13 protein-coding genes are annotated in these 11,809 nt (G+C 69.3%); 6 read left to right on the plus strand and 7 right to left on the minus strand.

The features are described from left to right. Nucleotides 1–8 precede the first annotated feature (8 nt). The 6 genes from ABSF49_RS05835 to ABSF49_RS05860 form a co-directional block, all read right to left on the minus strand. Nucleotides 9–485, minus strand: a complete 477-nt coding sequence (locus ABSF49_RS05835; RefSeq protein ID WP_424111689.1) for a DUF192 domain-containing protein — start codon at nt 483–485, stop codon at nt 9–11. Between the two features lie 31 nt (nt 486–516). Continuing rightward, nucleotides 517–1,107: a cold-shock protein gene (locus tag ABSF49_RS05840; RefSeq protein ID WP_424111690.1), complete on the minus strand. Its 591-nt coding sequence runs from the start codon at nt 1,105–1,107 to the stop codon at nt 517–519. Between the two features lie 260 nt (nt 1,108–1,367). Beyond that, the gene (rpoZ, locus tag ABSF49_RS05845) at nt 1,368–1,763 is read right to left on the minus strand and encodes a DNA-directed RNA polymerase subunit omega (protein WP_424111691.1); all 396 of its coding nucleotides are present in this window, start codon (nt 1,761–1,763) and stop codon (nt 1,368–1,370) included. 122 nt (nt 1,764–1,885) lie between these two features. Then, entirely contained in the window at nt 1,886–2,809 is a 924-nt protein-coding gene (locus ABSF49_RS05850; protein ID WP_424111692.1) for a bifunctional helix-turn-helix transcriptional regulator/GNAT family N-acetyltransferase, read from the minus strand. 132 nt (nt 2,810–2,941) lie between these two features. Beyond that, nucleotides 2,942–3,265: a hypothetical protein gene (locus ABSF49_RS05855; protein ID WP_424111693.1), complete on the minus strand. Its 324-nt coding sequence runs from the start codon at nt 3,263–3,265 to the stop codon at nt 2,942–2,944. Between the two features lie 105 nt (nt 3,266–3,370). After that, nucleotides 3,371–4,546, minus strand: a complete 1,176-nt coding sequence (locus tag ABSF49_RS05860; protein ID WP_424111694.1) for a cysteine desulfurase family protein — start codon at nt 4,544–4,546, stop codon at nt 3,371–3,373. 278 nt (nt 4,547–4,824) lie between these two features. Here ABSF49_RS05860 and ABSF49_RS05865 point away from each other — a divergent pair, with 278 nt between their 5' ends. The 6 genes from ABSF49_RS05865 to mazG all read left to right on the plus strand — a co-directional run bounded on the left by ABSF49_RS05865 (nt 4,825) and on the right by mazG (nt 11,297). After that, a complete protein-coding gene (locus tag ABSF49_RS05865; protein ID WP_424111695.1) occupies nt 4,825–5,529 on the plus strand; it encodes an alpha/beta hydrolase in 705 nt (234 codons plus the stop codon). 11 nt (nt 5,530–5,540) lie between these two features. Then, on the plus strand, nt 5,541–6,719 hold the full coding sequence (gene rnd / locus ABSF49_RS05870) for a ribonuclease D (protein WP_424111696.1): 1,179 nt from the start codon (nt 5,541–5,543) through the stop codon (nt 6,717–6,719). Nucleotides 6,720–6,801: 82 nt separating this feature from the next. After that, nucleotides 6,802–8,832, plus strand: coding sequence for a DNA topoisomerase IV subunit B (gene parE / locus ABSF49_RS05875; RefSeq protein ID WP_424111697.1), 2,031 nt, complete (start codon nt 6,802–6,804; stop codon nt 8,830–8,832). A 100-nt stretch (nt 8,833–8,932) separates the two neighbouring features. Then, entirely contained in the window at nt 8,933–9,193 is a 261-nt protein-coding gene (locus ABSF49_RS05880) for a hypothetical protein (RefSeq protein ID WP_424111698.1), read from the plus strand. Between the two features lie 465 nt (nt 9,194–9,658). Beyond that, nucleotides 9,659–10,339: a cold-shock protein gene (locus ABSF49_RS05885; protein WP_424111699.1), complete on the plus strand. Its 681-nt coding sequence runs from the start codon at nt 9,659–9,661 to the stop codon at nt 10,337–10,339. Nucleotides 10,340–10,460: 121 nt separating this feature from the next. Continuing rightward, nucleotides 10,461–11,297, plus strand: coding sequence for a nucleoside triphosphate pyrophosphohydrolase (gene mazG, locus ABSF49_RS05890; protein ID WP_424111700.1), 837 nt, complete (start codon nt 10,461–10,463; stop codon nt 11,295–11,297). A 119-nt stretch (nt 11,298–11,416) separates the two neighbouring features. Here the strand turns inward: mazG and ABSF49_RS05895 are convergent, their stop codons facing one another. Beyond that, nucleotides 11,417–11,710, minus strand: coding sequence for a hypothetical protein (locus ABSF49_RS05895; protein WP_424111701.1), 294 nt, complete (start codon nt 11,708–11,710; stop codon nt 11,417–11,419). Nucleotides 11,711–11,809: the final 99 nt, after the last annotated feature.

Here is an 11,809-nt window from a genome sequence, read left to right on the forward strand (position 1 = left end):
CGGCGAGGTCAGGGTTTGAAGAAGGGGTGGCGCACCATGTCGCCGGTCCTCAGGCCGATCTCAGCCGCGACGCCGCCGTTGAGTTCGAGCACCGCCGCGCAAGGGCCGCCCGACGGGATCGGCGTCTCCGACAGCGGCTCGGCGCGATCGACGATCCGCGTCACCTGGCCGTTGCGGGCGATGAAGACCATGTCGAGCGGGATATAGGTGTTCTTCATCCAGAAGGCGACCGGGCCGTCGCGATCGAATTCGAACAGCATGCCGCGATCCATCGGCATGAAGCGGCGATCCATCAGCCCTCGCTCGCGCGTCGCCGGGCTCGCGGCGATCTCGACCGAAAAGGCGTGATCGCCGGTTTGCGTGCCGATGGTCAAGGCTTGGAGCGGGTCGGCGAGCGCCGGCCCGACGGCGGTCGCGGCGGCGACGAAGGCGAGCGCGGCGGCGAACGCAATCGCGACGCCGTTCGGCCGGGAGGGCTGGCTCACGGCGCCGCCTCCGATCCGGCCGGCGTCGAGATCAATGCGAAGAATGTCCGCGGCCGCCGTCGAGCGGCCGCACTTCGGCGGCGAGCAGCCCCTTCGGGCCGGGCCCGAAGCGCGCCAGCATCGTGTCGCCCGGCTGCGGATCGGCGAAGCCGTAGCGCCTGAGCGTCTCCATATGGACGAAGATGTCCTCGGTGCCCTCGCCGCGGGTCAGGAAGCCGAAGCCGCGCGCGCGGTTGAACCATTTGACGACGACGATCTCGAAGCCGCCGACATTGGTCGCCTGCGCCCTGAGCCGCGTCGGCGGCAATTGCGACGCTTGCGCGCCCTCGCCCGCGGTGACCGACAGCACGCGGAACACCTGCATGCCCTTGTCGCGGCGCTGCGCCTCGGCCACCACGCGCGCGCCTTCGTAGATGGTCTGGAAACCGTCGCGGCGCAGCACGGTGACGTGGATCAGCACGTCGCCTTCGCCGCTGTCCGGGACGATGAATCCATAGCCTTTCGAAACGTCGAACCATTTGACGCGCCCGGCGATTTCGACCAAGCCGACGGGCCGTTCCTCAGGCGAGGCCGCGCTCTCGACAGGGAACGCCGGCAAACTCTTGAAAGCCTCTTCGCTCACGTTGGCCCCCACCGACGCATGCGCCGACTCGGTCTTCGCACCCGAGACCGACTCGCGCCGCCAACGAAGAGAGCGGTCCGCCAGGCTCCGCTTCGTCGGCGACGAAGATCGCGCGAGTGATTCTCTATTGTGAAGATATCAAAACGGCGAAAGCGGCCTAGCGAAATCGCGCGGCCGCTCTCGAACGCTGTGGATAGGCGCCGTCGTTTTGCAACGGCGCGTCGGAAATGTTTCGTCGCCTCGCGGGCGACCGCGCGCGACTATTCCGTCTCTTCTTCCGGCTCGGGCGGCGGCGCCATGCCTTCGAGACCGCGCAGCAGGTCCTCTTCGGTCATGCGGTCGAACTGCGCCTCGCCGCCGGCATCGGCTTCGGCCGGCGCCGGCGTATGAATCATCGGCGGCGCCGCTTCGGCCTCCGGCTCGTCGACTTCGACGTGCTTCTGCAGCGCGTGGATGAGGTCTTCCTTGAGGTCGTCGGGCGACAGCTTGCTGTCGGCGATCTCGCGCAACGCGACGACCGGGTTCTTGTCGTTGTCGCGCGCCACATGGATCTGGGCGCCCGAGGAAACCGCACGGGCGCGATGGCTGGCCAACAGGACAAGGTCAAAGCGATTCTCGACCTTGTCGATGCAGTCTTCGACGGTGACGCGAGCCATAGCTGCTCCTGGACAGGGTGCCGGACTGTGGGGGTTTGGCCGCTCCTACACCGGGAGACGCGGCGAAGCAAGCTTTTCGGTCTCGTCGGGAGGCGCGGCGGGCCGGTTCGCGCCCCGTTCCCTCAGAGGTCCTTCTCCCAGGTCTCCCCTACCAGCGCCTTGCCGAAGCTGCGGTGCGGTTCGGAAGCGACGAGACGGAACCCGGTCGCCTCGTAGATGCGCCGCGCCGCAACCAGGATGTCGTTGGTCCACAAGGTCATCTTGCGATACCCGGCGCGGGCGGCGAACCGCAGCGCCTCGTCGACCAGGCGGCGGCCGAGTCCCCCGCCGCGCGCATTGGGCTCGACGTAAAGGAGCCGCAGCTTGGCGACGCCGTCGCCGGCGTCGACGACGAAGACGGCGCCCAGGACCTCGCCTTCGCGCTCGGCGACCCAGCAATGCTCGCGGGTCGGATCGTGGGCTTTGAGGAAGCGACCGCCGATCTCGGCCACGAGGCCTTCGAAGGTTTCATCCCAGCCGTATTCGGCGGTGTACAGCGCCCCATGGCGATGGACGACCCAGCCGACGTCGCCGGGCGCGTGACCGCGAATGACGACCGGCGGTTCGGCGGCGGACTCGGTCGACAGCTCCGCCATGATCGTCGCCATCGCCGCGGCGACCTTGGCGCGCCGGGCCCCGCTCAACGGCGCGAGGGTCGCCGCGGCCTCCGCGTCGGCGGCGCGGTCGAGTCCGGCGAAGGCGGCGCGCCCGGCGCGGGTCAGCCGCAGCGTCGAAGCGCGTCCGTCGCTGGCGCTCGGGCGCTTGTCGATCAGGCCGAGCGCGGCGAGCCTGGCGAGGACGCGCGACAGATAGGCGGGATCGAGCCGCAGCGCCTTGGCGAGCGCGGCGGCGGTCAGATCGCGGCCGTGCGCGATCTCGAACAGCACGCGCGACTCGGTGAGCGAATGGGGCGAATCGAGGATGCGCCGATCGAGAGCGCCGACCAGGCGCGTGTGAAAGCGGTTGAAGGCTCTGACCCTCGCAACTTGGCCGGGCGACGCGGGCATGGCGGCCTCCGTCAAGAAAGTGGACAGAAGCCTCCTTTTAGTGGCCTTTGTCAACCAATTCGACGCGCCGGGGCTGAAACGCAAAGCGGCGCCTCACGGCGCCGCCTGGTCGACAAACGGAAGTTCGGTCGATCAGAACTCGAACAGCGGCTCGGGCCGGCCGGGCGGATTGAAGCGGGTCGGCAGAGTGTCGAAGGCGCCATTGCCGAACATCGGCCCCATTTCGCCGAGCGAAGACGGCGCGGAATCGGTGACATAGCGATCGCCGGTGCCGATTTCGCCGAAAGACGCCCCCGCGCCAGGGTCGAGATAAGAGCGGGCGTGAACGACGATGTCGCCCGGGTGGACGGCGGCATAATGCATATGCCGGTGACGGACCGTCTGCGCGTCGGCGGTCGAGATGGCGGCGGCGAGCGCCAGCGCGGCGGCGAAACCCATCATGAGCGAACGAACCATCGACGCCTCCTCATGCCGCCAAGCGGCGAACCCGCCTGCGACTCCAGCTTCCATCTATGCATCGAGAGGGCGTCGGCGCAACCGTCCTCGTCGCGCCGCGCCGCGTCAGGCGACGCCGCGGCGCCGGCGCAGCCCCGCCAGCGCCTCGCCGAAGGCGACGACGAAGCGATCGACGTCCTCGTCGCGCGAAGCCCAGCCGAAGCTGACCCGGATCGCGCCGGCGGCGAGTTCCGGCTCGATCCCCATAGCCGCCAGCACGTGCGACGGCGTCACCTTGCCCGACGAGCAGGCCGAGCCGGACGAAACCGCGACGCCGGAAAGATCGAGGGCGATCAGCAGCGTCGCGGCGGCGACGCCGGGCGCGGCGAAAGCGAGCGTATTGGGCAGGCGCGGCGCCGAGGCGCCGAAGACCACCGCCTCGGGCGCCGTTTCGCGCACCGCTTGCGCCAGCCGGTCCCGCAGGGCGGCGAGCCGCGTCGCCTCGGTCGCGGCCTCGGCGGCGGCGAGGCGCGCCGCGGCGCCGAGGCCGGCGATCGCCGCGACGTTCTCGGTGCCGGCGCGCGCGCCGCGCTCCTGCCCGCCGCCGCGCAGCAGCGGCGCCGCGATCGAAAGGTCGGAACGCGTCGCGATCAGCGCCCCGGCGCCCTTGGGGCCGCCGAACTTGTGGGCCGAGAGGAAGAGAAAATCGGCGCCTGACGTCGCCGCGGCGAGGTCGATCCGACCGGGAAGCTGCACGGCGTCGCAGACGACGATTCCGCCCGCCGCATGGACCAGCGCCGCCGCCTCGGCGACCGGCTGCAGCACGCCGGTTTCGTTGTTGGCGCCTTGCAACGCCAGCAACGGCCCGCCCTCGCCGCGCGCGAGGAGCTCGACGAGCGCGTCGAGGTCGAGCCGGCCGTCGGCCTGCAGCGGCGCGATCGCGGTCGCCTCGGGCGCGAAACGATGGCCGCGCAACACGCAAGGATGTTCGCCGGCCGACAGGATCAGCCGTGTCAGCGGCCCCTTCCGCTCCGGCGCTTGGATCGCCGGCGTCAGCGCCAGATTGGCGGCCTCGGTGCCGCCGGAAACGAAGACGACCCCGCGCGGCTCGACCCCGGCGAGCGCGGCGACCGCCCGGCGAGCCTCTTCGACGATCGCCCGCGCCCGCCGCCCCTCGGCGTGAATCGAAGACGGATTGCCGAGGACGTCGAGCGCTTCGAGCGTCGCGGACCGCGCCTCGGGGCGCAGCGGCGCGGTGGCGTTGTAATCGAGGTAGACGCGTGAAATCTCGGCGAAGGCCATGGCGGGTCGCGTCCGAACTCCTGCTTCGCCCTCCGCCGCGGACGGGCGCCCCGGAATGCGTTTTATCCTTGCAATTGACGGGGCGGGGCGTGCTATGTGGCCGCTTCCGCGCGGGTCTCGAGCGATCGACAGATAGGCGCGCGCCGAGTCCGCCGCAAGCTTCGCCGTCCCCGGCGCCTTTCGGGTCGAAGGCGGTCTTAGGCGAGGCGACCCTTTCGGGGTTCGGCGGAAAGCCGTGCGGCGGCGCCGCGCGGAGACGAGCAGTCTTTGGAGACGCAATGCCTGAGGTCTTTTTCAACGGCCCCGCCGGACGGCTGGAAGGCCGCTTCCACCCCGCCAAGCAGCGCGGCGCGCCGATCGCGGTCGTGCTCCACCCGCATCCCCAGTTCGGCGGGACGATGAACAACCAGATCGTCTACAACACCTATTACTCGTTCGCCGAACGCGGGTTCTCGGCGCTGCGCTTCAATTTTCGCGGCGTCGGCCGGTCGCAGGGCGTTTTCGACCACGGCCAGGGCGAGCTCTCCGACGCGGCTTCGGCGCTCGACTGGGCGCAATCGATCAGCCCCGAGGCGCGCGCCTGCTGGATCGCCGGCGTCTCGTTCGGCTCGTGGATCGGCATGCAGCTCTTGATGCGGCGGCCGGAAATCGAGGGCTTCATCTCGATCGCCCCGCCCGCCAACCGCTTCGACTTCAGCTTCCTCGCCCCCTGCCCGTCGTCGGGCCTGTTCGTTCACGGCGACAAGGACCGGGTCGCGCCGCTCAAGGAAGTGCAGGCCCTGATCGAGAAGCTGAAGACCCAGAAAGGCATCTCGATCGAGCACGCCGTCATCGCCAACGCCAACCATTTCTTCGAAGACTGCATGGAAGACCTGCAGGAGACGGTCGGCGCCTATCTCGACAAGCGCCTCGGCATGCCCCGCCACGCGCCCGCCCCGGCGCGAAAGGACCGCGCCAAGAGCTCGACCACGGCCAAGGGATAAGGCCGGCGCCGATGATGATCACGACGACTTCGGAACTGGCGGAGGCCTGTCTGCGCTTCGCCCGCCATCCGTTCGTGACGGTCGACACTGAATTCCTGCGCGAGACGACCTTCTGGCCGATCCTATGCGTCGTCCAGGTGGCGTCCGACGACGAGGCGCTGGCGATCGACGCGCTCGCCCCCGACATCGATCTCACGCCGCTGTTCGCGCTGATGGCCGACCCCGGCGTGGTCAAGGTGTTTCACGCCGCGCGGCAGGACGTCGAAATCTTCTGGAAGCTCACCGGCCAAGTGCCCGCGCCGATGTTCGACACCCAGGTCGCGGCGATGGTGTGCGGCTACGGCGACCAGGTCTCCTACAGCGAGCTGGCGCAGTCGGTGTGCAAAGTCACGATCGACAAGTCGTCGCGCTTCACCGACTGGGCGCGCCGACCGCTCGCCCAGGCCCAGATCGATTACGCGATCGGCGACGTCACCTACTTGCGCGACGTCTACCGCGCGCTGCTCGCCCAGCTCGACAAGTCGGGCCGGCGCGCCTGGCTCGAAGACGAGATGAAGGTCTTGACCTCGGCCGCGACCTACGAGCAGCACCCCGAGCGCGCCTGGGAGCGCTTCAAGAACCGCGCGCGCAAGCCGCGCGACCTCGCCGTGCTGATGGACCTCGCCGCCTGGCGCGAGAACGAGGCGCAGACGCGCGACGTGCCGCGCGCGCGCGTGCTGAAGGACGACGTGCTGATCGAAGTGGCGCTCGCCGCGCCGCGCACGCGCGAGACGCTTGCGAACCTGCGCGCCTTCCCACGCGGCATGGAGCGCTCGAAGGCCGGCGACGAGATTATCGCCGCCGTCGAGCGCGGCCTCGCCCGCGACCCGCGCACCCTGCCTCGGCTCGAGCGCGAGCGGCGCAACGGCGGCGGCTCGGCCGCGACCGTCGAGCTGTTGAAAGTGCTGCTCAGGCAGGTCAGCGACGAAAGCGGCGTAGCGAGCAAGATGATCGCCACCGTCGACGATCTCGAGGCGATCGCCGCCGACGACCGGGCCGACGTGCCGGCGCTGCAAGGCTGGCGTCGCAAACTGTTCGGCGAGCGCGCACTGCAGCTCAAGCGCGGCGATCTCGCGCTGACCGTCGAGCACGGCAGGGTCGTCGCGCTCGAGTGGCGCGAGGGCGATCCCGCGGCGGCGCGCCATCCGTGACGACGCGCCGCGCGTTTCTTTGTCGCCAAGAGTCCCGACGTGGTACTTTGGCGCATTCTCGAATCACCCGCCTGACGCAAACATGACCGACGACCTTTTTGGCGGCGCAACAGCGCTGCGCCGCAAGTCCCCCCCGAGCAAGGCCCGCCCGGGTCCTTCCGGCGCGACCGGCGAAGTCGAATACAACGCCGCCTCGATCGAAGTGCTCGAGGGCCTGGAGCCGGTGCGGCGTCGGCCGAGCATGTACATCGGCGGCACGGATTCCATCGCCATGCACCACCTCTTCGCCGAGGTGATCGACAATTCGATGGACGAAGCGGTCGCCGGCCACGCGACCTATATCGAAGTGTCGCTCGAAGAGGGGGAGTGGCTGTCGGTCGCCGACAACGGCCGCGGCATGCCGGTCGACCCGCACCCGAAATTCCCCGGCAAGTCGGCGCTCGAAATCATCATGACCAAGCTGCACGCCGGCGGCAAATTCGACTCCGGCGCCTACGAGACCTCGGGCGGCCTGCACGGCGTCGGCGTCTCGGTGGTCAACGCGCTGTCGTCGCGCGTCGAGGTCGAGGTCGCCCGCGGCCAGACGCTCTACCGCCAGGCCTTCGAGCGTGGCGCGCCGGTGACCAAGCTCGAGGTGGTCGGCAAGGCCCCCAACCGCCGCGGCACGCGCGTGCGCTTCCATCCCGACGAGCAAATCTTCGGCAAGTCGGCGCGCTTCGACCCGGCGCGGCTGTTCAGGATGACCCGCGCCAAGGCGTATCTCTTCGGCGGCGTGGAAATTCGCTGGCGTTGCGCGCCCGCGCTCGTCGACCCCGAGGGGAAGGTCCCCGCCGAGGCGACCTTCCATTTCCCCGGCGGGCTGAAAGACTATCTCGCCGCCGACATCGAGGGGCAGGAACTGGTCGTCGACCAGGCCTTCACCGGTAAGGTCGAGAAGGACGGCAAGCACGGCTCGGTCGAATGGGCGGTCGCCTGGACCGCCGTCGAAGACGGCTTCATCCATTCCTACTGCAACACCATCCCGACGCCGGACGGCGGCGCCCACGAAGCGGGGCTGCGGGCCGCGCTGCTCAGGGGCCTCAAGGACCACGCCGAGCGCATCGGCCAGTCGAAGCGCGCCGCGGCGCTCACCGCCGACGACGTGATGAGCGGCTGCGCCGCGCTGCTGTCGCTGTTCATCCGCGAGCCGGAGTTCCAGGGTCAGAACAAGGGCCGGCTGCAGACCGCCGAAGCGGCGCGCCTCGTCGACGCAGCGGTGCGCGACGCCTTCGACCATTGGCTTGCCGCCGCGCCGAGTCAGGCGGCCAAACTGCTCGACTTCGCCATCGATCGGGCCGACGAGCGAGCGCGCCGCCGGATGGAGAAGGACGTCGCCCGCAAGGCGGCGACGCGCAAGCTGCGGCTGCCCGGCAAGCTCGCTGACTGCACCAGCTCTTCCGCGCAAGGATCTGAATTATTTATCGTCGAGGGCGACTCGGCGGGCGGCTCGGCCAAGCAGGCGCGCGACCGCGCCAGCCAAGCGATCCTGCCGCTGCGCGGCAAGATCCTCAACGTCGCCTCGGCGACGCGCGAAAAGCTGGCCCAGAATCAGGCGCTCGCCGACCTCATGCAGGCGCTCGGCGTCGGCGCAGGCGCCCAGTATCGCTCGAGCGACCTGCGCTACGACAAGATCATCATCATGACCGACGCCGACGTCGACGGCGCCCATATCGCCTCGTTGCTGATCACTTTCTTCTACCGCCAGACGCCGAAGCTGATCGAGGAAGGCCACCTCTACCTCGCCGCGCCGCCGCTCTACCGGCTGACCCAGGGCGGCAAGTCGCTCTACGCCCGCGACGATTCCCACAAGGACGCGTTGATGAAGTCCGGCTTTTCCGGCCGCGGCGCGATCGAAGTCAGCCGCTTCAAGGGCCTGGGCGAAATGTCGATGCGCGACCTGCGCGACACGACGATGGACGCGGCCAAGCGCACCCTGCTCAGGGTCGCGCTGGTCGAGGCCGACAGCGAGGCGACCGCCGACGCGGTCGAGCGGCTGATGGGGAGCAAGCCGGAGGCGCGCTTCGCCTTCATCCAGGAGCGGGCGCCGGACGCGCACGAGCTCGTGGACATTTAGGCGGGTCGGCAAGGCTTCCTTTACCCTAACGACCATAATCTCTCAGCCGACGCGACGGCCGCGCTCGATGGACCGCACGCGTTTCCTGAAGAGGCGGACGATGATCGATTGGCTGGGCTGGCTGAGACGGCTGGAATTCACGACCGTTGCGGCGTTGGCGATCGCCGGCCTGTGCCTGATGGTCGGTCAGAGCGCCGAGCGCTTCGCCGACGCCACCACCGCCTCCGCCGCCCGCCTGGCGGCGCGCCAGACCCCGGCCGACGGGCAGTCTGCGGCGCGCTTCGACGGGATCGATTATTCCGCAATCGGGTCGGTGAAGGGTCGCGCTGTCGCCGCTTCGCCGTGCAAGCTGGACGACTAGACCGCTTTTCGCTCCGCCAACGACCCCATCGCGCTCGCCTGCGGCAGGACCGAAGCGGGCCGAACTTGCGTTACATTCGTTCGCGATTGCTCAATAGACGGTCTGGCGGATCGGCGACGGATAGGTTACGATAAATCCAGAAGTCTGTTGCCGCGATGCGTTGCGGCGGGACGAGCTTGGACGAGGCGGACGCGTTGAATCGGATTGGGTCCGCTCCCAGGCGGTCAGCCCTCGAAGGGGTCGGACCTGCGGCGCAGAGGCGCCGGTCGGGGGATCAGGCGGGAAACGACGCGTGAGCGGCGCGACGCCGCGGTCGTCGACTGAAGCACGGAGCATGCTTCCTTACACTTTCGATCATCCCGCATAATAGCGCTCTCTTGCCGCCGGATGAGCCGGCGGCGCGGACGCTTCAGGACGATTCCGGAATCGGGATGAAGAATTTATCGGGCGGAGAAGTAGTCTAACATGAGCAAGGGTAAAGATTTCCGGGCGCCCCGCAAGCGCGGTTTCGACGACGACGGGCCGATGCCCTACGAGCCGAAAACGCGGACGCCGCGCGCCTTTGGCGGGGCTTCCGACGGTGGTTTCGGCGGCGCCCCGGCGATGGGCATGGCGGCCTCTGCGCCGGCCGCCGGCCCGACGATCGATGCGGTCGTCAAGTGGTTCAAAGCCGATAAGGGTTACGGCTTCGTCGAACTGGCCAACGGCCAGGGCGACGCCTTCCTGCACGCCAACGCGCTGCACGCCTCGGGCCATGATTCGGTGCCCGCGGGCGCGAAGCTCAAGGTGCTCGTCGGCGCCGGCGCGAAAGGCGCGCAGGTGACGCGGGTGATGGAAGTCGACACGGCCGGCGTGGTCGAGCGTCCCCCGCGCTCGTTCAGCGACAGTCCCGGTCGCGGCGAGCCGCGGCCGCGCCGCGTCGCGCCAGACCCGTCGACGGCGGTGGCGCTCGGCGGCACGGTCAAGTGGTTCGACGACACCAAGGGCTTCGGCTTCGTCGCCAGCGATGACGGCGGCAAGGACGTGTTCGTTCACATCTCGATCCTCGGCCCGTCGGGCATCTCCCGTCTGACCGAAGGTCAACACGTGAACATGCGCGTCGTCGACACGCCGAAGGGCCGCGAGGCCATTTCGATCACCGTCTGACGGCTGGCGTCCGTCCGCCTTCCGGCCCGCCGCCCCTCGTGGGCGCGCGGGCCGCGCCGTGTTGGCGCGGCCGCGGGCGCACGCGCCGAAACCCGCCCGCCCGCGCCGGAGCCTCTCGGCCATGCAGCCATCGCGCGATATCAGCCGCCTCAATGAGATCATGGCGGCGCTGAGGACGCCGGAGACCGGCTGCCCGTGGGATCTTGAGCAGACCTTCGCCACCATCGCCCCCTACACGCTCGAGGAGGCCTACGAGGTCGCCGACGCAATCGAGCGCGGCGACGTCGCAAACCTACGCGAAGAACTCGGCGACCTGCTACTGCAGGTCGTCTTTCACGCCCGAATGGCCGAAGAGCAAGGCCGCTTCGATTTCGGCGACGTGGTCGACGCGATCACCCGCAAGCTCATCCGTCGCCATCCCCACGTGTTCGGCGACGCGCGCGACCTTTCCAGCGACGAGGTCAAGGCGCTGTGGGGCCGCGTCAAGGCTGACGAAAAGCGCGAGCGCGCCGAAGCGCGCCGCGCCGCCGGCTTGCCCGCCGCCGAGGCGGCGACCGGGGCGCTCGCCGGCGTGCCGCTCGCCCTGCCGGCGCTGACCCGCGCGCTCAAGCTGCAAGAGAAGGCCGGCAAGGTCGGGTTCGACTGGAACGATCCGCGCGCCGTGCTCGCCAAGCTGCGCGAAGAGATCGACGAGGTCGAGGCCGAACTCGAGGCCAATGACGCGCAACGCGTCGCCGGCGAGGTCGGCGATCTGTTGTTCGCGGTCGCCAATCTCGCCCGCCACCTCCACGTCGATCCCGAAGCGGCGCTGCGCGGCGCCAACGCCAAGTTCGAACGCCGCTTCGCCCATATCGAATCGCGGCTCGGCGAAGCCGGGCGCGCGCCGACGGAGGCGACGCTCGACGAGATGGAGGCGCTGTGGCGCGAGGCCAAGCAGCGCGAAAGAAAAGCGCCGTAGCGACGACCTTCATCACGCTGCTGCGCGGCGTCGACGTCAGCCCGGATTGGGAAAATGCAATCTCGGCGAGAATTCTTCTCGCCATTACAGATTCTCAACCTTGCGCGACGCCGCGCGCGTCAGGCCGCTTCGCTGAGCACGATCAGCAACCCGGTGTCCTCGCGCGGATGCGCGGCCAATTCGGTGCGCGCGTCATCGGCCCAGGCCGCGAGCTTGACGATGCGCGCGAGTTCCGCCGCATCCGCATCCTCCGACTCGCTCGGCTCGGCGATGACGAGGCCCTCGCTGTCGAGGAAGAACGTGTGATCGCCGAAGGTCTCGCACAACGACGGATTGGCTGGATGCGTCTCCGGCACCACCCAGGAATCGAGCTGTCTCGCCGCTTGGGCGGTGTGCAGGGCGGATAGTTTCATCGCATGCTCCGAGATTGGGTTCGCGCCGCCGCGCTCCGGCGCGACGCTCGGCGCCGACGGCGGCGATCGAAGAAAGTCATGCCAAGCAAATGGGCCGGT

It is taken from the genome of Roseiarcus sp. (assembly GCF_049514155.1).
Classification (GTDB): Bacteria; Pseudomonadota; Alphaproteobacteria; order Rhizobiales; family Beijerinckiaceae; genus Roseiarcus.

What these genes read in the sequence shown, in the direction of transcription:
- rpoZ (WP_424111691.1), bottom strand. Translation starts at nt 1,763, where the DNA reads ATGGCTCGCGTCACCGTCGAAGACTGCATCGACAAGGTCGAGAATCGC.
- ABSF49_RS05850 (WP_424111692.1), bottom strand. Translation starts at nt 2,809, where the DNA reads ATGCCCGCGTCGCCCGGCCAAGTTGCGAGGGTCAGAGCCTTCAACCGC.
- ABSF49_RS05855 (WP_424111693.1), bottom strand. Translation starts at nt 3,265, where the DNA reads ATGGTTCGTTCGCTCATGATGGGTTTCGCCGCCGCGCTGGCGCTCGCC.
- ABSF49_RS05860 (WP_424111694.1), bottom strand. Translation starts at nt 4,546, where the DNA reads ATGGCCTTCGCCGAGATTTCACGCGTCTACCTCGATTACAACGCCACC.
- ABSF49_RS05865 (WP_424111695.1), top strand. Translation starts at nt 4,825, where the DNA reads ATGCCTGAGGTCTTTTTCAACGGCCCCGCCGGACGGCTGGAAGGCCGC.
- rnd (WP_424111696.1), top strand. Translation starts at nt 5,541, where the DNA reads ATGATGATCACGACGACTTCGGAACTGGCGGAGGCCTGTCTGCGCTTC.
- parE (WP_424111697.1), top strand. Translation starts at nt 6,802, where the DNA reads ATGACCGACGACCTTTTTGGCGGCGCAACAGCGCTGCGCCGCAAGTCC.
- ABSF49_RS05880 (WP_424111698.1), top strand. Translation starts at nt 8,933, where the DNA reads ATGATCGATTGGCTGGGCTGGCTGAGACGGCTGGAATTCACGACCGTT.
- ABSF49_RS05885 (WP_424111699.1), top strand. Translation starts at nt 9,659, where the DNA reads ATGAGCAAGGGTAAAGATTTCCGGGCGCCCCGCAAGCGCGGTTTCGAC.
- mazG (WP_424111700.1), top strand. Translation starts at nt 10,461, where the DNA reads ATGCAGCCATCGCGCGATATCAGCCGCCTCAATGAGATCATGGCGGCG.
- ABSF49_RS05895 (WP_424111701.1), bottom strand. Translation starts at nt 11,710, where the DNA reads ATGAAACTATCCGCCCTGCACACCGCCCAAGCGGCGAGACAGCTCGAT.